The following is a 20127-nucleotide window of genomic DNA, read 5'->3' as shown; positions in this document are numbered from 1 at the left end:
GTTTTCCCAAGGACAAGAAAAGCCCATGGCCAACCACGATATTTCCTTCCTGCCCGACCCGGACGCCGACTCCATTTCTTCCGACGTTGCCGGCTTCGGCGGCCTGCTGGTCTCCACCCAGATCCCGACCCATGCCGACGGCAGCCTGGAACTGGGTGACATCACCCGGCAAAGCGAGTGCACCCTGCAAGCGCTGAAGGTGGCCCTGGAGCGCGCCGGCAGCTCCATGGACCGGGTCCTGCACCTGACCATCTACCTCACCGACATGGCTGACCGCGCAGCCTTCAACGAGGTCTACCAGCGTTTCTTCGCCAAGCCCTGGCCGGTACGTGCGGCCGTTGGCGTAGCGGCGCTGGCGGTTCCCGGCATGCGTGTGGAAGTCACCGCGATGGCCGCCAAGGCCTGATGCCAAGCGGCTGCGCCCAGTGCGCAGCCGCCACCGGGCAGTACACGGGTGCCGGGCAAGCGTTTCGCCGCTACAATGCGCGCCTTGACCCTGATAAGCCTGATTAGAAAAACATGTCCTTGCCCAAGCACCACCTCGAACTGCTCAGCCCTGCCCGCGATGTCGGTATCGCCCGCGAAGCCATCCTGCATGGCGCCGACGCGATCTACATCGGTGGCCCGAGTTTCGGCGCCCGCCACAACGCCAGCAACGAGGTGAGCGAGATCGCCCAGCTGGTGGAGTTCGCCCGTCGCTATCACGCCCGGGTGTTCACCACCCTCAACACCATCCTCCATGACAACGAACTGGAGCCGGCGCGCAAGCTGATCCACCAGTTGTACGACGCTGGTGTCGACGCGCTGATCGTCCAGGACCTGGGGGTGATGGAGCTGGACATCCCGCCCATCGAACTGCATGCCAGCACCCAGACCGATATCCGCACCCTGGCCCGGGCCAAGTTCCTCGACCAGGCCGGTTTCTCCCAGCTGGTACTGGCTCGAGAGCTGAACCTCAAGGAAATCAGCGCCATCGCCGCCGAGACCGACGCGGCCATCGAATTCTTCATCCACGGCGCCCTGTGCGTGGCCTTCTCCGGCCAGTGCAACATCTCCCACGCCCAGACTGGCCGCAGCGCCAACCGTGGCGACTGCTCCCAGGCCTGCCGCCTGCCCTACACCCTGAAGGACGAGCACGGCGGGGTGATTGCCTACGAGAAGCACTTACTGTCGATGAAGGACAACAACCAGAGCGCCAACATCCGCGCCCTGGTCGAGGCCGGGGTACGCTCGTTCAAGATCGAGGGACGCTACAAGGATGTGGGCTATGTGAAGAACATCACCGCCTACTACCGCCAGCGCCTGGACGATGTGCTGGAGGACCGTCCGGACCTGGCCCGCGCGTCCAGCGGCCGCACCGCACACTTCTTCGTTCCCGATCCGGACAAGACCTTCCACCGTGGCAGTACCGACTACTTCGTCAGCGAGCGCAAGATCGACATCGGCGCGTTCGACTCACCGACGTTCACCGGCCTGCCGGTGGGCGTGGTGGAAAAGGTCGGCAAGCGTGACCTGCAAGTGGTGACCTTCGAGCCATTGTCCAACGGCGACGGCCTCAACCTGCTGGTCAAGCGCGAAGTAGTGGGTTTCCGCGCCAACATCGCCGAAGCCCGTGGCGAGTTCGAGGAAGACGGTGAAAAACGCTATCGCTATCGCGTCGAGCCCAACGAGATGCCCGAGGGCCTGCACCGCCTGCGTCCCAACCATCCGCTGAGCCGCAACCTGGACCACAACTGGCAACAGGCCCTGACCCGTACCTCCGCCGAACGTCGCATCGGCCTGGCCTGGCAGGCTCGCCTGCGCGAAGAGCGCCTGGAACTGAGCGCCACCAGTGAAGAAGGTATCGGTATCAGCGTCGCCCTGGACGGTCCCTTCGGCGTAGCCAACAAGCCGGAGCAGGCCCTGGAGCAATTGCGTGACCTGCTGGGCCAGCTGGGCACCACCTGCTACCACGCCACCGACATCAAGCTGGATGCGCCCCAGGCCTACTTCATCCCCAACTCCCAGCTCAAGGCCCTGCGCCGGGAAGCCATCGAGGCCCTGGACGCCGCGCGTATCGCCGCCCACCCCCGGGGCTCGCGCAAAGCCGAGAGCAACCCGCCACCGGTCTACCCCGAATCGCACCTGTCGTTCCTGGCCAACGTCTACAACCAGAAGGCCCGGGACTTCTACCACCGCCACGGGGTGCAGTTGATCGACGCGGCGTTCGAAGCCCACGAGGAACACGGCGAAGTACCGGTGATGATCACCAAGCATTGCCTGCGCTTCTCCTTCAACCTATGCCCCAAGCAGGCCAAGGGCGTGACGGGGGTACGCACCAAGGTGGCACCGATGCAGCTGGTGCACGGTGACGAGGTACTGACCCTGAAGTTCGACTGCAAACCTTGCGAAATGCACGTGGTGGGCAAGATCAAGGGCCATATCCTCGACTTGCCGCTGCCCGGCAGCGCCGCAGACTCGGTGGTTGGCCATATCAGCCCCGAGGACCTGCTCAAGACCATCCCCCGCGCGCCGCACTGACAGCTGGGCGAGCGCGGCGCAATGCCGTCGCGCTCGCAGCTCCGATCAGGGGCCACATCTGCCGATGGCATCCCCGGCTACAGCGCTGTCGGCAGCCCCCAGAAAGCTCCAGATGCCACAGCTGCCACAGTTGCCAGCCCATGCCATGGGCGATATCCGTCGTTCTCTACCTTCTCCGGCACCGCAAGCCGCCCCGGCTGTGCCGACCAGCGCGCCTCAGTCTCTGCCCGCCCCGGATGCTAACCATGCGCTTGCCTTGGGCCCACGCATAACCAGAGCAAGAACCCCAGCAGCGGGACGAAGATGATCACCACCAGCCATGCCCCCTTGTTTTCGGAGCTGGCCCCGCTACGCAGCAGGCTCTTGATGGCCCAGAACTCGATCAGCAAGACGATGACGGCCAACGCGATCCAGATGTATTCGATGTGCATGGATTTCCTCCCGGTCTGTACTTGCTTAGGAAGGAACCTTTAGCCGGGGTTCAGTTTGATTGACCCGAGGCGTTACAACGGAGCCGGCGAACCAGGGCTATCTGGCGGGAGCAGGAGTTAGGCCACTATGGCCATGGCGGCTTTTTTTCCGACGGCGGGAGTTCGAAGCCTGTTGCGGTGGTCTACTACGCGCCGAGCGTTCGGCAAACAGGTATAGTTGCCGGCTTCGTCGCCCAGCGATTGGATTCAGCGCTGGCCGTGCGTTCCGGGCCCAGGCCCATCAAGACAGAATGGATAGCGTGTGTTCGCAAGATTCATATTCATTGCCCTGCTGCTGACCCTCTCGGCCTGCAGCTCCAACTCACCCAGCTCCGGGCCTCTGAAGGCCGGGGAGTACCGGGTCAAACGCGGCGATACCCTGTATTCCATCGCCAGCCGCAACGGCACGAACTGGAAGGAAGTGGCGCGACTCAACGGCCTGAAGGCGCCCTATACCGTGGAAGTCGGCCAGGTGCTGAAGGTTGGCGGCAGCACGCCCAGGACGACCCGGGTGGCCAGCAGCAAGACACGGACCTCCAGCAGCCGGAGCAAGGCCCCGCCGCCCCCGCCGCCGATGCCCAAGGTCACCCTCAAGGGCTGGACCTGGCCACTGCGTGGGGTGCTGATCGGACGTTTCTCGCCCACCGGCAAGCTCAACCAGGGCATCCGCATCGCCACCACCCAGGGCCAGCCGATCCACGCCAGCCTGGGCGGCAAGGTCGCGTTCGCCGGCTACATGCGTGGCTACGGCAACCTGATGATCCTCCAGCACGGCCCGTCCTACACCAGCACTTATGCTTACAACAGCAAGCTGGTGGTCAAGGAGGGCCAGATGGTGATCAAGGGCCAGAAGATCGCCGAGGCCGGCTCCCAGGACACCGATCGCGCCCAGCTGTATTTCGAGATCCGCGCCAACGGCGTGCCGGTGGACCCGTTGCGCTTGCTGCCACCGGGCTGAGTGCCCAGCCCAGCGGTTCACATGGCGCCAGCGATGCCCTGACCTTGGTCGCCAACAGAACCAGCAGCGCCAACAGGGCGCCAATCCACAAGGGCGCCTTCAGCCCATAACCAGCCCGGGCGATCCAGGCCGGCATCGATCATCGACACCTGCACGCTGTTGACCAGGGGCCTGGGATTGGGATTGGGATTGGCAGTGCGCATCACCCGCACGATCAACGCCAGGCTCATGCCAATGGCCAGGAATGCCGCGACACCAACCAACATCTGCCTGGCACAAAGTGCCAAGGCCAAAAGGACCAAGCCCAGCAGCAATCCCGAACTCAGCACAGCGAAGGTGTAGCGATCGGTGTAGCGTCCCACCCCGCTGTTGCCTCTGCCCAGGACGCTGAACTGCTGGCCCAGACCGACGCTGCCCCCCTGCCCTGAGGCCGGTACCTGTGCCACGACTACCACCAGGCACAAGGCCTCATCATTACCCACGGCCAGAAGCTGGCACGCCAGCCCGAGTACTGGTCGATCAAGGCAACCACCGGCTCCCCGACCACAGTGGCCAGCATCATGGTGCTGAGCACTCTGGATGAGCCCTGCACTCGCCTGTCATCAGAGATGGTTTAACCGACCTTGAACCCGATTGATGAGACATATATGTACAGCAACTAACTTCAAACTAACTCAAGGATCGGCCCCGTCATGACAGGCAACTTCTACAGCACTCGCCATCTCCAGTTTTTAAATTCTCGTTCACTTTAAATTACATGTAAACGAGCTCGCAGCCAGCGCCGCCCGGGCTCGCCCTATCAGGCTCCATGGACGCTGCGATCTGCCTGCAAATCAAGGAATGGTCCACGGCACTCAACTTTCATCGAGTGGCCTGATAACTCGCCCCTTCATTGCCGAGAAACTCCAGCGGCGAAAAACAACAACTTCCATCCCAACTTTTCTCCATGGAGAGATGTAGTGAACAGGACACTTACGACTCCCGTACCGCCGTCGCGCAAAATCGGTGGGGGCCTAAGCCAGACGCTGACGCTCAGCGCCTGCCTGGCGCTGGCCGCCTGTGGTGGGCCCGCGCAGCCGGCTGGCGGGATCCCCGGGGCCAACACCTCCAGCCCGGAGCAAGCGGCATCTGTGCAAACACCGATCCGCACCTGGGGCTACATCAGCCTGCCCAACGGCAACCAGATGCGCTACACCCTGCTGTTGCCGCGCGGTGGCAGGCAATTTCCGCTGCTGGTGGAATACGACGGTTACTCGGCGGGCAGCAACCCCAATATCGGCGAACTCTGGGTCGACCGCGGCTATGCCGTGCTGGGGCTGAACATACCTGGCACTGGTTGCTCCACCGGGGAAAACCGGGTCTTCGACGCATCGGTGGGAGCCGCGGGGGCCTTCGCCATCGAGTGGGCCGCGCGCCAACCCTGGTCCAACGGCCGGGTCGGCATGATCGGTTACTCCTACTCCGGCTTCAGTCAACTGTGGGTCGCGGCCCAGCGGCCCAAGTCGCTGCTGGCCATCACGCCGAGCAAGGACGTGGCCGACCCTTACCGGGACGTCGCCTATCCCGGTGGAATCCTCAACGTCGGTTTTCCCCAGATGTGGTGGAAGCAGTTTCCGGAGTACTGGCGCGAGGCGGCGGAAATTGCCGCCCAGGATGGCGACACCCAATGCGCGAAAACCGTGGCAAGCAATATCGACAAGGCCAAGCGGCCGGACCTCGACCTGCACCGCTTGCTGGCCCATCCCTACGCCGACGGCCCTTACAGCGAACACAGCGTGATCCGCGAAACCGCCAGGATCGACATCCCGACCCTGGGCGTACAGTCCTGGCAGGATGAACAGACCGGCACCCGCGCCGGCTACTACGAAGACACCATCGACCCGCGCAATATGTGGCTGGTTTCGGCCAACGGCGATCATCACACCGATGACACCTCGACCTACATCGACCAGATGCTGCAGCGCTTCCTGGCCCACTACGTCAAGGGCGAGGACAACGGTTTCGAAAACGAACCCCACGTGCGCCTGCTCCAGGAAATGCAAGTACGCGAGCAGCCCGACGAAGGCCTCGGCAGCCTGCGGCAACGAGCCGTGGTCGATTTCCCGAGCCTGCCGGTCAGGCCGCGGCCTATGCGCTTGTGGCTCCAGCCCGACGGCATCCTTGCAGATACCCAACCTGGCGCTGACGGCGCGCCATCACGGTACCGCTACCCGGTGCCGAGCCCGGCGGTGAACGATCCGGATCACGAAGGCTGGCCGGCAGTGGCCGAGTGGCAGAAAGCTGGCCAACTGACCTTCACCACCGCGGCCCTGCCCCAAGACCTGAGCTTCTATGGCGAAGGCTCGGCGGACCTGTGGATCAGCGCCACCGCCAAGGACACCGACCTGCAGGTGACCCTGTCCGAGGTGCGCCCGGACGGTCAGGAAATGTTCGTCCAGCGTGGCTGGCTGCGCGCCTCCAAACGCGCCCTGGACCCGGCCCGCTCCACCGAGTTGCGCCCGTTCGGCCACTACACCCAAGCCGCGCTGAACCCGCTCAAGGCCCACCAGGCCAACCTCACGCGCATCGAGATCAACAAGTTCGCCCATGTGTTCCGCGCCGGTTCCAGCCTGCGGCTGACCATCGATACGCCGTCACAGACCGGCTACTGGAAGTTCGGCCACCTGCCCGACGCCTCCACCAACAGCATCTGGCATGACCGCCAGCATCCGTCGAGCCTGGTACTGGGCTACCTGCCCTACACCCATGCCAGCGGCTTGCCGGACTGCGCCACGACCTTGCGCCAACCCTGCCGGGCGAACGCCGTACCAGTGCCGGCCGGCGTCGGGCCGGACCTGCCGCGCTGAAACTGGGCCAAGGCCCCACTTGGCGCGCATGCTGATCGAGACAACCCGCAAGGATGCCAGGTTGAGCACTCGGTTGGTGAGGCGCGCTCCCTGGCTAGGACAAGCTCGCCGGCCTGGCGACCGGCGCCAGCTATTCTTCGCCTTCCCATCCCAGGAGAAATTCCCATGAGCATCAGTAAACGAGCCCAACAGTTCCAGGACCTGCTCCACCAGCGTGGACTCGACCTGACGGTACAAGAACTCCCGGACTCGACCCGCACCGCCGACGACGCGGCCAACGCCCTGGGCTGCGAAAAAGCCCAGATCGTCAAATCCCTGGTGTTTCGTAGCACGCTCGACACTCCTGTGCTGGTCCTCGCCAGCGGTCCCAACCGAGTCAATGAGCAAGCCATTTCCCGTTTGCTCGGCGACAAGATCACCAAGGCCGACGCCGATTTCGTCAAACAGGTGACCGGCTTCGCCATCGGAGGCGTGCCACCGCTCGGGCACCGGCAAGAGCTCGAGCTGTTGGTCGATGAAGACCTGCTGACCTTCGATGAAGTCTGGGCTGCCGCCGGCACCCCCAATGCCGTGTTCCGGATTACCGGCCCACTGACCGCCATCCTGCCCAGGCACCAGGTGATCTGCGTCAAGTAGCAGAGCAGCGAAGGCACCCGCGATCTACCCGACGCCTTGCCGCGTCGGGCGCCTCTGGAATCGGTTGACGACTGTCGAGCCGGCGTTTCTAATGCGTCGCCCCACGCAAGTCCCCATTCCAACGACAGGTGCAGGATGCACGTTCCACTCAATTGCGCAGTTCACAACGATTTGCAGCCCCCACTGCCAGCCGCTCCCCGGTTTCATCCCACACCCCGCTCGTTTGCTCCTTTCATCAGGGGCGCGCTATTGGCCCTGACGGCGTTCGCACTCCATGGCTGCGTGGGTGCCTGGGTGGACATGCCTGAGGAACAGGTATCGAAGACCGCTGCCCACCGACGCCTGATCGAAAATGCCATAACGCCCGTCATCACGCGCACGCAGAAGAACTCGCCCGAAAGACAATGGTGTGGCGCCACACTCCTGGTGGTGATCCTGCCGATCCCGCTCAAGCTGCCGGTGTGCGAGTCCTACAGCAATGCCATCGCCTACGGCAACGACATCAACGGCACTGAGGTACCCCTGCTGCGCTCGAGCCGCAAGATCAGTTCGGACTTCCATGCCTGCGGCCCCTTCATGTTCCTCGGCCCCCTCATGCACGGCTACCAGGGTAATGCGCTCTGCGGAACATTCCGCTAATCGCGCTTGCGCCATCCCGTGGGTTGAAGATGGTGGCCCCGGGCGCGCGCCTCAGGGTCTGGCTCGGCAACTCCCCGAACAAGGCCCGATAGCTGCTGGAAAAACGCCCCAGGTGCCAGAACGACCAGTGCATCGCCACCTCGGCCACCGTGGTGTCCGCCGGGCCGCGGCTGAGCAACTCGCGATGGGCGCTGTTGAGCCGGCGCAAGCGCAGCCATTGGCTGGGAGCCATGCCGGTAAAGCCCTTGAAGGCGCTCTGCAACTGGCGCAGGGACACCCCGGCAACCTGGGCCAGCTCCAGCAGGTTGAGGGTTTCCTCGGGGACATCGGCGGCCCATTGCGCAACTCGCTGCATGATCGCCCGTTCCTCCGTGCGCCGTTGCAAACCGCCGGGGTCCAGACGCACGCAGGCGTTGTCGAGGATGTACAGGCAATCGTCCAGCAACTGCTGGGCCAGGGCCTCGCGACTCGGTGGATCAAGGGTCTGTGACAGCCGGGTCAGGGTCGCGCTGAGCCAGCGGCAGAACAACGGGTTCTGCTGGCAGGTCAAGGGCGCCATGAACAAACCATCGAGGCGCTCGACTCCCAAGGCCTGGCCCTGGACGAACTCGGGGCCGAACACCACTGCCACCTCCTGGTAGTTCTCGGGGGTGATCCAGATGTTGCGGCTTTCGCCATTGAGCACGTACAGCGCGTTGTCGCTGCGATCGAAACAGAACGCCAGGGCCCCTTCGGGGGCGTTGAAGTTCTGTTCGACCCGGGTATTCATGCGCTCTTCGTAAATTTCCACGCCCTGCAGGTCCAGGTAGCGCACCAGGCCATTGAAATGCCCGGGGGACATCTGCCGGTACTGCTGGACCCAACCTGGCGTGGCCCGGACCTGGTCGAGCACATCGAAGCTCTTGAAAGCCTGGACCTGAAGCGGATTGGACGTCGTCATGGGAAGACCTTACGCACTCTTTTGGTGCGTTTTGCTTCTGTTTAAAGTGGATAGATGGAACCACAAGGCTTGCCCAAGATAGTCGCCAATGCGCTGCAGGGGAAGCCTTGCCGGGATACTCCCGCTCACCTGGGTGCAGATGAAAACAATCATCGAGGTCTTTATGAACGCCCCTTTCGATCAGCTTTCCTCATGGCTGAAAGAGCACAAGATCACCGAAGTAGAGTGTGTGGTCAGCGACCTGACCGGGATCGCCCGCGGCAAGATCGCCCCCACCAACAAGTTCCTGCATGAGCGAGGCATGCGCCTGCCGGAAAGTGTCCTGCTGCAAACGGTCACCGGGGATTTCGTCGACGACGACCTGTACTACGAGCTGCTGGATCCGGCGGACATCGACATGCTCTGCCGCCCCGATCCCTCGTCGATCTTCCTGGTGCCCTGGGCCCTGGAACCCACCGCCATCGTCATCCACGACACCTTCGACAAGTTCGGCAACCCCATCGAGCTGTCGCCACGCAACGTGCTGAAGAAAGTCCTGCAGCTGTACACCGACAAGGGCTGGCAGCCGATCGTGGCTCCGGAAATGGAGTTCTACCTGACCCAGCGCTGCGAGGACCCGGACCTGCCGCTGCAAGCCCCCCTGGGGCGTTCGGGGCGTGCCGAGAGCGGCCGGCAGTCGTTCTCCATCGATGCCGCCAACGAATTCGACCCGTTGTTCGAGGATGTCTACGACTGGTGCGAAGCCCAGGGCCTGGACCTGGATACGTTGATCCACGAAGACGGCCCGGCGCAGATGGAGATCAACTTCCGCCATGGCGACGCCCTGGACCTGGCGGACCAGATCACCGTGTTCAAGCGCACCATGCGCGAGGCCGCGCTCAAGCACAACGTCACCGCCACCTTCATGGCCAAGCCGATCACCGATGAGCCCGGCAGCGCCATGCACCTGCACCAGAGCGTGGTGGACATCGCCACCGGCAAGCCGGTGTTCACCAACGACGACGGCAGCATGAGCGAGCTGTTCCTGCAGCACATCGGCGGTTTGCAGAAGTACATCCCCAAGGTGCTGCCGATGTTCGCCCCCAACGTCAACTCGTTCCGCCGCTTCCTGCCGGATACCTCGGCCCCGGTGAACGTCGAATGGGGCGTGGAAAACCGCACCGCCGGCCTGCGGGTACCGACTTCCAGCCCGGATGCCACGCGGGTGGAGAACCGCTTGCCCGGCGCCGATGCCAACCCCTACCTGGCGATCGCCGCAAGCCTGCTGTGCGGCTACCTGGGCATGGTCGAGGGCATCGCCCCCAGCGCCGCGGTGGAAGGCCGCGCCTACGAGCGACGCAACCTGCGCCTGCCGATCACCATCGAGGACGCCCTGGCGCACATGGAGGAGTGCCCGGTCATCGAGCAGTACCTGGGGCGCAAGTTCGTGCGTGGCTATGTCGCCGTCAAGCGCGCCGAGAACGAGAACTTCAAGCGGGTGATCAGCTCCTGGGAACGCGAATTCCTGCTGCTCAGCGTCTGACCCCGGCGATTTTTCGCACAACAAAAACATCCCACAGAGGTGTCGAACATGCGTCTATTCAAAGCAGTGATCCCGGTCGCCCTGGCGACCTTGTGCAGCACCGCCGTCCAGGCCGAGCCCAGTGTCAGCGTGTACAACTGGAGCGACTACATAGGCAAGACGACCCTGGCCGACTTCCAGGCCCAGACCGGGATCAAGGTGATCTACGATGTGTTCGATTCCAACGAGACCCTGGAAGGCAAGCTGCTGGCCGGGCGTACCGGCTACGACGTGGTGGTGCCTTCCAACCACTTCCTCACCCGCCAGGTGAAGGCCGGGGCCTTCCTCAAGCTGGACCGGACGCAACTGCCCAACTGGAAGTACCTGGACCCGAAGCTGATGACCCTGTTGCAGCAGAACGATCCCGGCAACCAGTACTCGGTGCCCTACCTGTGGGGCACCAATGGCATCGGCTACAACGTCGACAAGGTCAAGCAGGTACTGGGCATCGACCATATCGACTCCTGGGCGGTGTTGTTCGAACCGCAGAACCTGAAGAAGCTGGCGCAATGCGGGGTCTCGCTGATGGACTCGCCCGATGAGGTCATGCCGGCGATGCTCAACTACCTGGGCCTGGACCCCAACAGCCAATCGGCGGCCGACTACCAGAAGGCCGAGGCCAAGCTGTTGAGCCTGCGCCCCTACATCACCTACTTCCACTCCTCCAAGTACGTCTCGGACCTGGCCAACGGCAACATCTGCGTGGCGTTCGCCTACTCCGGCGATGCCTTCCAGGCCGCCAACCGGGCCAGGGAAGCCAAGAATGGCGTGAACATCGCCTATGCCATTCCCAAGGAAGGCAGCAACCTGTGGTTCGACCTGATGGCCATCCCCGCGGACGCCACCAATACCAAGCAGGCCCATGCCTTCATCAACTACCTGCTGGACCCGCAGGTGATCGCCAAGGTCAGTGCCCAGGTCGGCTACGCCAACCCCACGCCGGCCTCCCAGCAGTACATGGACGCCCAACTGGTGAGCGATCCCGAGGTCTATCCGCCCAAGGAGGTACTGGACAAGCTGTACATCGCCAGTACCCCTTCCCCGGCGATCATGCGCGTCATGACTCGTTCGTGGAGCAAAGTGAAGTCCAACAAATGAACCAGCCATTCTCCCTGGGCGGCGCCAACGGGCACGCCCCCTCCTACTACGCCGCCTCGGTCGGCGCCCTGCCCGGCTATCCATCCCTGGAAGGCGACCTGCACGCCGATGTCTGCGTGATCGGCGGCGGTTTCACCGGCGTCAACACCGCCATCGAGCTGGCCCAGCGCGGGCTCTCGGTGATCCTGCTGGAGGCCCGGCGCATCGGCTGGGGCGCCAGCGGGCGCAACGGCGGGCAACTGATCCGTGGCATCGGCCATGAAATCGGCGGCTTTGCCCGTTACGTCGGCCAGGAAGGACTCAAATACCTGGAGCGTGCCGGCATCGACTCGGTGGAACTGGTGGGCCGGCGCATCGCCGAACACGGCATCGACTGCGACCTGCGCTGGGGCTTCTGCGAGCTGGCCAACACCAAGGCCCAGTACACCGCGTTCCAGGCTGAGCAAGACCACTTGGTGGGCCTGGGCTACCATCACCCGACTCGCGTGGTGGCCGCGCAAGACATGCATCAGGTGGTGGCGTCCCGAGTCTATGCCGGCGGGCTGGTGGACATGGGCTCCGGACACCTGCACCCACTCAAGCTGGTGGTCGGCGAAGCCCGATTGGCCAGCAGCCTGGGGGTGCGGATCTTCGAGCAGAGCCCGGTGCTGGAGCTGCGCCACGGCGATAGCGTGACGCTGCGCTGCGCCGCGGGCACGGTGCGCGCCGGACGCCTGGTGCTGGCCTGCAACGCTCACCTGGAAGACCTGGAGCCACGCCTGAGTGGCAAGGTCCTGCCCGCTGGCAGCTACATCATCGCCACCGAACCGCTGCCCGAGGCCCTGGCCAGGCAACTGATCCCGGACAACCTGGCGCTGTGCGACCAGAAAGTCGGCCTGGACTACTACCGCCTCACTGCCGATCGCCGCCTGCTGTTCGGCGGCGCTTGCCATTATTCAGGCCGCGACCCGGTGGATATCGCCGGCTACATGCGGCCGAAGATGCTCAAGGTGTTCCCGCAACTGGGGGACATCGGTATCGACTTCCAATGGGGCGGCAAGATCGGTATCACCGCCAACCGTTTTCCCCAGGTCGGGCGCCTGCGCCAGCATCCGAATGTGTACTACGCCCAGGGTTACTCGGGCCATGGGCTGAACGTCACCCACTGGACGGCGCGCCTGCTGGCCGAAGCGATCCATGCCGGGCACAGCCAAGGCCTGGATGTGTTCAGCGCCGTGCCGCACATGACCTTCCCTGGCGGCCGGGCCCTGCGCGCGCCGCTGCTGGCACTGGGCATGTTCTGGCATCGGATGCGCGAGGTGCTGGGCTGATATCCGGACGCCTCAAGCAAAGCGTCGCTGCAGGAAGTCCAGCAGCAAGCGGTTGACCTGCTCGGGACATTCGCTTTGCAGCCAGTGCCCGCAGTCTTGCAGCAGATGTTGCTCGAGGTCGACGACCTGGTCGGGCATTCGCTTGAGGGTATGGGCTTCCAGGACCCCGACCGGGTCGCTATCGCCCAGCAGGAACAAGGTGGGCTGGACGATTCGGGCTTGAGCGAGGAACTCGCTGCGCTGCCAGTTGCGCTCGAAGTTGCGATACCAGTTCAACGCCCCACGGAAACCGCGGCCAGCGAAGGTTTGCCGATAAGCCTGGAAATCCTCTTCGGAACACCAGGCGGGCAAGCTTTCGGGGATAGTCACGCCATCGAACAAGCGGGCCTCGGCCGGCTTGGGTTGCAGCAACGCGTCGATGTTGCCCATGAACAAGCGCAGGCTGGCATCGATGTCGGCATCCAGTTCAGCTTCGGCCAGCCCCGGTTCCTGGAAATACAGGATGTAGTTGAAGTGCGCGCCGTGCACCTGGCGCATGATGTCCGTAGCCGGGCGCTTGGGCCTTCCGGCAAAAGGCACCGACATCGTCACCAGCGCCGCCACCCGCTGCGGCTCCAGCAGCGCCAGGTGCCAGGCCACTGGGGCGCCCCAATCGTGGCCGACCATGCACACCCGGCCATGACCGAAGGCGTCCATGGCCTGCTGGATGTCGGCGCACAGGGTCAGCAGGTCATAGTCTTCTAACGCCTGGGGAGCCGAACTGCGGCCATAGCCACGCATTTCCGGGACGAAGACCTGGAACCCTGCCGCCACCAATGCCGCCGCCTGGTGGCGCCAGGAATGCCAGCATTCGGGAAACCCATGCAGCAACCAGACCGGCCGGCCCTGCTGCGGGCCAGCCACGCGGACGCTGAGTTCGATGCCGTTGACGGCCAGAATGTGCTGCTGGAATGAAGTCATGGCGAGGGCTCCTGGCGAGTGCCAGGAAAACCTAGCAGATGTCCCGCCAGGTACTGAGCATCATCCACCGGCCGAATGATGCGGGTAGCGCACCTGCCCAGTGAGGTGCATGAGTGGGGGCTGGCGCTGCATGTAGTCGCGGGTACCAGCCGCGCAGCGGGAATCGGCTCAGGTTGTCCGCGACCTGCGACTGCTGCGCAGTCGGTCGCAGCCTCGCCAGCTAGCGGCTACGAGTCGCAAAACAGGCTCGTTGGGCTGGGGAAACTCAGCTGGTGGCCAGCCCGGCCATGGACTGGCTTTGCTGGCGGATCGAACGCTGGGTAGCCAGGACCTTGCCCAGCGCCTGCTCTGAATCCGGGTCCTGCATCGGCGCCCGAATGGCCGCCGATACCAGGCTGATCAGCTTGGCCATGACCTCGGCGTCGGTAGCCGGACGGCCCAGGCTCATGGCCTGCATCAGCAAGCGCAGTTCGGTACCGGCCATTACCCCGGAAATCGCCTTGAGGGCGAACTGCAAGCGCACCCCCAGCTCGTTTCGCGGCAGATCCGGCAGGGCCAGGGCGAACGCCTTGAAAAAGCGCTCGAACACCGGCTGGTAGTGTTCCTTGAGGTATTCCTGGATGAAGGGCGAGGTATCGCTGTACACCCGGCCAAGGAAGCGGATGAACGAACGCCCTTCCACCCCGCCGCTTTCATCACTGCGCTCCATGCCCATGGCCGGGGCGAACAACACCCCCAGCAGGGTTTCGCAGTCCAGGGGGCCATCGGCCTGCTCCTCGCACTTGGCCAAGAGTTCCAGGCGCTGGTCGTTGAGTGGGCCCAGGCGCTGCATGAGCAGGGCTTTCATCAGCGAGTCCTTGTCGCCGAAGTGATAGTTCACCGCCGCCAGGTTGACCTTGGCCCGTTCGGTAATCTGGCGCAACAGCACGGCGTCGTAGCCGTACTTGATGAATAATGCCTCGGTCGCTTCCAGCAGTCGGGTCTTGGTGACATTGGGGGCACTGAGTTTCTTGGCGACCATGGAGGGCTAACCTTTACTGGATGAAAAACTGACCGTTCGAACAGTGTTTTAAAAAAAAATTTGATTTTTTATACCCGCGAGATTCCCTAAAAGCAAGGGCCTGAGGGACTCTCAAAGCGCCCATAGGCCGTTTTGTGACCAGTGGGTTCCTACCCCGAACCTGTCAAAAAAAGCTCTCGATTACCCGCCCTAGACGGCTGGCGCACGGGAATGAACGCAGTTACTATTCAAACAAGTTTTTTAAAATAATAAATAAAACCAGAGCTTGGCGCTGTCTCGAAAAAAACCTCCATGCCCTTCAAGACGTGGTTTTTTTCAAACAGGCCGCCGAGCCAGCCGGCGCAGTAAGCAATGACAGAGACGATAATCGAACAAGGTTTGATCTCCCTGCAGGGCATAGGCAAGAGCTATCGGCTGGCAGAACAACCTCTGCATATCCTCAAGAATGTTTCCCTGTCCATCGATGCCGGCGAAAGCTGCGCCATCCTCGGCGCCTCGGGCTCCGGCAAGAGCACCCTGCTGAATATCCTCGGCCTGCTGGACCTGCCCGACAGCGGTGACTACCGCTTCGCCGGCCACGATATCTTTCGCGCCAGCCCCGACCAGCTGGCGGCGATCCGCAACCGCCAGATCGGCTTCGTGTTCCAGAGCTTCAACCTGCTGCCGCGCCTCAGCGCCCTGGACAACGTCGCCCTGCCCCTGAGCTACCGCGGCGTGGCCCGGCGCGAATCCCTGGAGCGGGCCATGCACGTACTCGACCAGGTCGGGCTCGGCCAGCGTGCCGATCACCGCCCGGCGGACCTGTCCGGCGGCCAGCGGCAACGGGTGGCCATCGCCCGGGCGCTGGTGGGCGAACCCTCGGTGATCCTGGCCGACGAGCCCACCGGCAACCTCGACAGCCACACGGCCCTGGACATCATGGACCTGCTGCTGTCGCTGAACCGTGAGCGCCAGGTGACCCTGATCATCGTCACCCACGATCCCGGCATCGCCCAGCGCCTGGAGCGGCAGATCCGGGTCAACAACGGCGTAGTGCAAGAGGTCTGCCCGGCATGAGCCTGATGCTCGAGCAAAGCGCCAGCCAGCTGCTGCACGAAGCCTTCGTCAGCCTGCGAACCCTGGGCAAGCGCTCGATCCTGGCTTTGCTGGGCATCGTCATCGGCAGCTCTTCGGTGGTGGCCCTGATCAACATCGGCCATAACGCGGCAGAGGATGCTGCGGCGATCTTCAAGGACATGGGCACCGACACCCTGGTGGCGCAGTTCCCGGCCGGCGGCGACAGTCGCGTCCCCATGCCGGCGACCCTGGATACCCGGGCGCTCAGCCAAGCCGTGCCCAGCCTGATCGACATCGCACCCACGGTACTGCTCAGTGGGCCGGTGATCTTCAATGGCCATACTGCCAATGCCAACCTGGTGGGAGCGACCGCCGATCTGGCCCCGGCCATGCGCCTGCGCTTGCGTGAGGGACGCTTCCTGTCGGATTTCGACCAGGGCGAAACCTACGCGGTGCTCGGCCACCAGATCGCCGCAAACCTGAGCCTTGCCGGAGCACCTGTGAGGCTAGGCGATCGGGTGCGTATCAACGACTACCTGTTCCTGGTCATCGGCATCCTCGAGAGCCAGCCCAATGCCGTGCTGGTTCCGGTCCAAGCCAACGACTCCATATTCGTGCCCCTACCAGGCATGCGACGTATCTTCGCCTCTCCACAGATCGGCAACGTCATCACCCGGGTCGCTGCCGGCCAGGACATGGAACAGGTCGCGGCAGCCATGACCCAGGCCCTGAAGACCTTGCTGCGTGGCCGTGACGTGGAGGTCCAGGTGCCCCAGCAGATGATCGATGGCATGACTCGGCAAAGCCGGACCTTCGGTTACCTGCTGATGGCCCTGGGCGGCATTTCCCTGGTGGGTGGAGGAGTTGGAGTGATGAATGTGATGCTGATGAATGTCTCCGAGCGGCGCCGGGAGATCGGTATCCGCATGGCATTGGGCGCACGCCAGCGAGATATCCGTAACCTGTTCCTGCTGGAAGCCGTGACCTTGACCGCCGTGGGTGCACTATCCGGGGCGGTGCTCGGACTCACATCGGCGTTCATCTACGCCAAGATGTCCAGCTGGCATTTTTCCCTGGCCACCAGCTCGCTGCCACTGGGTATCGGCAGCACCTTGCTGGTGGGCTTGTTTTTCGGGCTGTATCCGGCGGTATCGGCCTCCAAGCTGCAACCGGTGGAGGCGCTGCGCGATGAATGATTGGCGCCCCTGGATCCTGGCCGGCCTGTGCCTGTCGAGCCCCTTGAGCCTGGCCAAGAACCTGGTCGACCCACCTTCAGCACCGACCATGCGCAGCAGCTATGAACGTAGCGCCCTGCTCAGCCAGCAGATCACCGAGCTGACCCTGGGAGAAGCGGTCTACCTGGGGTTGCGCAACAACCGCAGCATCCGTAGTACCTATTTGCAACGGGTGGCGCAGAAGTTCGACTTGCGGGTAGCCGAGGATACGTTCAATCCCAAGTTGCTGATCCGGGGCAACTATCGCAGCACCAGGAGTAGCGAAGACATCGGCCAGAGGGCCCAGTTAGCCCCCACCACCAGCCTACTGGGTGAATACGGCACGCAATTGAGCATGGCCTGGACCCAGGACCTGAACAAGGCCGACCGAGCCGGGCGCACTCGCAGCGACGGCCTGGACCTGTCGATCATCCAGCCACTGCTGCGCGGTGCCGGCAAGGATGTGACTACCGCCCCGCTACGCCTGGCACGGCTCAACGAACAAGGCAACCGGCTCAACCTCAAGGCGACTGTCGCCCAGACCATCACCTCGATCATTACCGCGTATCGCGAGCTCTTGCGTTCCCAGGAACAACTGATCATTACCCAGGATGCCCTGAAGCGCGCCAATGCCCTGCTGGAAGTCAACCGTGCACTGATCTCCGCCGGACGCATGGCCGAATTCGAAATAGTGCAGACCGAAGCCGATATCGCCAGCCAGGAACTGGGGGTGGAGGAAGCGCGCAACCAGGTCGACCTCAATCGGCTGTCGCTGCTGCAACTGCTGGCCTTGGACCTGTCCTCGCCGATCCACGCCAGCGAGGTCCTGCAAGCCTCGAAGATCAGTGTCGACGCACGGGAAGCTCTGCGCCTGGCGCAGGTTCAGCAACCCGCCTACCTGGTCGCCTTGCTGGGCGGCCAGCAGGCGGAGCTGAACCTGATAATGGCCAAGGACCAGAGCCGCTGGACAGTGAACCTGGTCGCCGGAGCCAACCAGGCGCGCAACACATATGACACCGACACGCGTAACGGTTCCGAACGCAAATGGAATGGCTATACCGGGATCGATGTCAGCATTCCCATTGGCGATCCCGGCACTCGCCAGGCAGAGGTCCGGGCTCGCGTCAATGTAGAAGACCAGGAGATTCGCCTGGCCGATGCGCGCCAGACGCTGGAACGCGACGTCAACAACGTGGTACGCGACCTGGGTACCCGCTGGCGCCAATACGAGATCGCCCAGCGGGCCAGCGAACTGTCAAGGCGCAAACTGGATATCGAGCGGGACAAGCTCAGTGCTGGCCGCTCCAGCAACTTCCAGGTCCTGAGCTTCGAGAGCGACCTGCGCAACGCCGAAAACTCCAGGCTCAATGCACTGATCGCCTACCTCAACGCGCAAACGCAACTGGACCTGACCCTGGGTATGACATTGGAAAGCTGGGAGATCGCGCTCAATGACTTCTGACAAGCCGCAGACTGGCAAGCGTCGACGCCACGCCCTGCAGGCCCTTGCCCTGGCTGTTGGCATCGCCATCGGCGCGGCGGTGCTGTTCAACTATCCATCTCCCGCCGCAGAACAACCGGGCACTGGCCGCTGGGTTGCGGTCCAGGGTTCTGCGCTGACTCACCAGATCGGCCTGGTGGGCAAGATCGAACCGCAAAAGACCATCATCCTGACGGCGCCTTTCGAAGGGAATGTCCAGGCCAACCTGGTGGAACAGGGCCAGCGCGTCGAGGCTGGCCAGGTCCTGTTGCAGATGGACCCGGGATTGGTGGAGATCCAGTTGCGCGACGCGCTCTCCACCCAACTCAAGGCCCGTCGCTCGGTCCAGGAACTGCTGGACTGGAACAACGGCGCCATGGTCACCCGTGCTCGAAGGACCCTGCGCAACTCGGAGATGTCCCTGGCCAACACCGAGCGCAAGCTGCGCGAAAGCCAGGACCTGTTCAAGCGCGGCATCATCCCGCGCAACGAACTGACCGAGTTGGAACAACAAGCAAAGATGCAAAACCTGGATCTGACGGCGGCCCAGGGCGAGTTGCAACAGGTACTGAGCCAGGGCTCGGGAGAATACCGACAGATTGCCGAGATGGAACTGACCAATGCCACGGTCAAGTATGAAAGCCTGCGCAAGCTCCTGGAGGCCAAGGACGTAGTTGCGCCCTTCGCCGGAATAGTCGTTCCACCTCCCGGCAGCGGTACAGGCGCAAACTCGGCTACGACCGCCAGTGGACCGGTACAGACCGGAGCACGCCTCGGCCAGGGCCAAGTGCTGTTCGGCTTGGCCAACATCGAGCAGTTGAAGATCGTCAGCAAGGTTTCGGAACTGGATATCAACCAACTGCACCAGGGCCAGCGCGTGGAGATCCTCGGCGATGGCTTCGATGGCGAACGCCTGGAAGGCGTGGTGGATATCGTCAGCAGCCTGGCCATCCCCAACGATTCGCCCGGGGCCAGCGCCCAGTTCCCGGTGACCCTGTCGATTCCCAAACTGACCCATGAGCAACTGCAACGGGTACGCCTGGGCATGAGTGCCCGGCTGACCATCATCACCTACAGCAACGACCAGGCGATCGTGGTGCCCCCCGCGGCGATCCAGCGCAGCGCCGAAGGCATGAGCGTGGAGTTTCGCCCCGCAGCCGACCAGCCGGCACGGCGAGTACCCGTGACTACAGGCCAATCCACAGCCGAGGGCGTGGAAGTGTTCGGCCTGCAAGCGGGCCAGGTACGCCTGCCCGAGGACCAATGAACACGCAGGGATGACATGGCTGGCCAGCCCTGTGGAAACAGCGGAGGTAAAAAAACGCCCCGCAGGGCAAGGCCGATCGGTTAAGGAAATCAGGCGCGAGGCCTGCCCGCAATGGCGTTCAGGGCGCTGCGTTTATCCAGCCAATACGCGC

At 63.5% G+C, this 20127-nt stretch carries 18 protein-coding genes; 13 read left to right on the top strand and 5 right to left on the bottom strand.

The window, feature by feature from the left end:
* Positions 1-25: 25 nt before the first annotated feature.
* Positions 26-406, top strand: a complete 381-nt coding sequence (locus tag C4K40_RS14615) for a RidA family protein (protein ID WP_022644353.1) — start codon at positions 26-28, stop codon at positions 404-406.
* A gap of 113 nt (positions 407-519) precedes the next feature.
* The gene (locus C4K40_RS14610; RefSeq protein ID WP_053129552.1) at positions 520-2520 is read left to right on the top strand and encodes a U32 family peptidase; all 2001 of its coding nucleotides are present in this window, start codon (positions 520-522) and stop codon (positions 2518-2520) included.
* 239 nt (positions 2521-2759) lie between these two features.
* Here the strand turns inward: C4K40_RS14610 and C4K40_RS14605 are convergent, their stop codons facing one another.
* Positions 2760-2951 (bottom strand): PLD nuclease N-terminal domain-containing protein, encoded by a 192-nt coding sequence (locus C4K40_RS14605; protein WP_022644352.1) that lies wholly within the window; start codon positions 2949-2951, stop codon positions 2760-2762.
* Between the two features lie 301 nt (positions 2952-3252).
* Here C4K40_RS14605 and C4K40_RS14600 point away from each other — a divergent pair, with 301 nt between their 5' ends.
* Positions 3253-3948 (top strand): peptidoglycan DD-metalloendopeptidase family protein, encoded by a 696-nt coding sequence (locus C4K40_RS14600; RefSeq protein ID WP_022644351.1) that lies wholly within the window; start codon positions 3253-3255, stop codon positions 3946-3948.
* A gap of 17 nt (positions 3949-3965) precedes the next feature.
* Here C4K40_RS14600 and C4K40_RS14595 read toward each other — a convergent pair whose 3' ends face one another.
* A complete protein-coding gene (locus C4K40_RS14595; protein ID WP_124421313.1) occupies positions 3966-4430 on the bottom strand; it encodes a hypothetical protein in 465 nt (154 codons plus the stop codon).
* A gap of 477 nt (positions 4431-4907) precedes the next feature.
* Between C4K40_RS14595 and C4K40_RS14590 the strand changes: the two genes are divergently transcribed.
* From C4K40_RS14590 to C4K40_RS14580, 3 genes are all read left to right on the top strand, one after another.
* Complete coding sequence (locus tag C4K40_RS14590) at positions 4908-6794, top strand: CocE/NonD family hydrolase (RefSeq protein WP_218188656.1); 1887 nt, start codon at positions 4908-4910, stop codon at positions 6792-6794.
* A gap of 165 nt (positions 6795-6959) precedes the next feature.
* Entirely contained in the window at positions 6960-7430 is a 471-nt protein-coding gene (locus C4K40_RS14585) for a YbaK/EbsC family protein (protein ID WP_022644348.1), read from the top strand.
* A 300-nt stretch (positions 7431-7730) separates the two neighbouring features.
* Positions 7731-8069, top strand: coding sequence for a hypothetical protein (locus C4K40_RS14580; RefSeq protein ID WP_256223819.1), 339 nt, complete (start codon positions 7731-7733; stop codon positions 8067-8069).
* Here C4K40_RS14580 and C4K40_RS14575 read toward each other — a convergent pair.
* Positions 8023-9009, bottom strand: a complete 987-nt coding sequence (locus C4K40_RS14575) for a helix-turn-helix domain-containing protein (protein ID WP_022644346.1) — start codon at positions 9007-9009, stop codon at positions 8023-8025. The genes C4K40_RS14580 and C4K40_RS14575 overlap by 47 nt on opposite strands.
* 163 nt (positions 9010-9172) lie before the next feature.
* Between C4K40_RS14575 and C4K40_RS14570 the strand changes: the two genes are divergently transcribed.
* From C4K40_RS14570 to C4K40_RS14560, 3 genes are read left to right on the top strand one after another with little or no spacing between them, the layout of a single operon-like run.
* Positions 9173-10531: a glutamine synthetase family protein gene (locus tag C4K40_RS14570; RefSeq protein ID WP_022644343.1), complete on the top strand. Its 1359-nt coding sequence runs from the start codon at positions 9173-9175 to the stop codon at positions 10529-10531.
* Between the two features lie 48 nt (positions 10532-10579).
* The gene (locus tag C4K40_RS14565) at positions 10580-11668 is read left to right on the top strand and encodes a polyamine ABC transporter substrate-binding protein (protein ID WP_053129547.1); all 1089 of its coding nucleotides are present in this window, start codon (positions 10580-10582) and stop codon (positions 11666-11668) included.
* A complete protein-coding gene (locus C4K40_RS14560) occupies positions 11665-12978 on the top strand; it encodes an FAD-binding oxidoreductase (protein ID WP_053129544.1) in 1314 nt (437 codons plus the stop codon). The genes C4K40_RS14565 and C4K40_RS14560 overlap by 4 nt, the downstream gene beginning before the upstream one ends.
* Before the next feature lie 12 nt (positions 12979-12990).
* Here C4K40_RS14560 and C4K40_RS14555 read toward each other — a convergent pair whose 3' ends face one another.
* On the bottom strand, positions 12991-13938 hold the full coding sequence (locus C4K40_RS14555) for an alpha/beta fold hydrolase (RefSeq protein WP_022644340.1): 948 nt from the start codon (positions 13936-13938) through the stop codon (positions 12991-12993).
* 265 nt (positions 13939-14203) lie between these two features.
* Complete coding sequence (locus tag C4K40_RS14550; protein ID WP_022644339.1) at positions 14204-14959, bottom strand: TetR/AcrR family transcriptional regulator; 756 nt, start codon at positions 14957-14959, stop codon at positions 14204-14206.
* Positions 14960-15337: 378 nt separating this feature from the next.
* Between C4K40_RS14550 and C4K40_RS14545 the strand changes: the two genes are divergently transcribed.
* From C4K40_RS14545 to C4K40_RS14530, 4 genes are read left to right on the top strand one after another with little or no spacing between them, the layout of a single operon-like run.
* A complete protein-coding gene (locus C4K40_RS14545; protein ID WP_164485048.1) occupies positions 15338-16015 on the top strand; it encodes an ABC transporter ATP-binding protein in 678 nt (225 codons plus the stop codon).
* Positions 16012-17211 carry an ABC transporter permease gene (locus tag C4K40_RS14540; protein ID WP_053129538.1) on the top strand — a complete coding sequence of 400 codons (1200 nt, stop codon included), beginning with the start codon at positions 16012-16014 and terminating at the stop codon, positions 17209-17211. The genes C4K40_RS14545 and C4K40_RS14540 overlap by 4 nt, the downstream gene beginning before the upstream one ends.
* Entirely contained in the window at positions 17204-18691 is a 1488-nt protein-coding gene (locus tag C4K40_RS14535; protein ID WP_053129535.1) for a TolC family protein, read from the top strand. Before C4K40_RS14540 ends, C4K40_RS14535 begins: the two co-directional genes overlap by 8 nt.
* A complete protein-coding gene (locus tag C4K40_RS14530; RefSeq protein ID WP_053129532.1) occupies positions 18681-19976 on the top strand; it encodes an efflux RND transporter periplasmic adaptor subunit in 1296 nt (431 codons plus the stop codon). The genes C4K40_RS14535 and C4K40_RS14530 overlap by 11 nt, the downstream gene beginning before the upstream one ends.
* Positions 19977-20127 lie beyond the last annotated feature (151 nt).

Source organism: Pseudomonas sp. CMR5c, assembly GCF_003850545.1.
Classification (GTDB): Bacteria; Pseudomonadota; Gammaproteobacteria; order Pseudomonadales; family Pseudomonadaceae; genus Aquipseudomonas; species Aquipseudomonas piscis.
Note: the sequence above shows the minus strand (reverse complement) of the source record. Positions and strands in the feature narration are given on the sequence as shown.

Coding starts and splice junctions, on each gene's coding strand:
- C4K40_RS14555 (WP_022644340.1), bottom strand. CDS start 13,938: ATGACTTCATTCCAGCAGCACATTCTGGCCGTCAACGGCATCGAACTC.
- C4K40_RS14570 (WP_022644343.1), top strand. CDS start 9,173: ATGAACGCCCCTTTCGATCAGCTTTCCTCATGGCTGAAAGAGCACAAG.
- C4K40_RS14560 (WP_053129544.1), top strand. CDS start 11,665: ATGAACCAGCCATTCTCCCTGGGCGGCGCCAACGGGCACGCCCCCTCC.
- C4K40_RS14580 (WP_256223819.1), top strand. CDS start 7,731: ATGCCTGAGGAACAGGTATCGAAGACCGCTGCCCACCGACGCCTGATC.
- C4K40_RS14550 (WP_022644339.1), bottom strand. CDS start 14,959: ATGGTCGCCAAGAAACTCAGTGCCCCCAATGTCACCAAGACCCGACTG.
- C4K40_RS14615 (WP_022644353.1), top strand. CDS start 26: ATGGCCAACCACGATATTTCCTTCCTGCCCGACCCGGACGCCGACTCC.
- C4K40_RS14610 (WP_053129552.1), top strand. CDS start 520: ATGTCCTTGCCCAAGCACCACCTCGAACTGCTCAGCCCTGCCCGCGAT.
- C4K40_RS14530 (WP_053129532.1), top strand. CDS start 18,681: ATGACTTCTGACAAGCCGCAGACTGGCAAGCGTCGACGCCACGCCCTG.
- C4K40_RS14585 (WP_022644348.1), top strand. CDS start 6,960: ATGAGCATCAGTAAACGAGCCCAACAGTTCCAGGACCTGCTCCACCAG.
- C4K40_RS14540 (WP_053129538.1), top strand. CDS start 16,012: ATGAGCCTGATGCTCGAGCAAAGCGCCAGCCAGCTGCTGCACGAAGCC.
- C4K40_RS14565 (WP_053129547.1), top strand. CDS start 10,580: ATGCGTCTATTCAAAGCAGTGATCCCGGTCGCCCTGGCGACCTTGTGC.
- C4K40_RS14575 (WP_022644346.1), bottom strand. CDS start 9,009: ATGACGACGTCCAATCCGCTTCAGGTCCAGGCTTTCAAGAGCTTCGAT.
- C4K40_RS14605 (WP_022644352.1), bottom strand. CDS start 2,951: ATGCACATCGAATACATCTGGATCGCGTTGGCCGTCATCGTCTTGCTG.
- C4K40_RS14535 (WP_053129535.1), top strand. CDS start 17,204: ATGAATGATTGGCGCCCCTGGATCCTGGCCGGCCTGTGCCTGTCGAGC.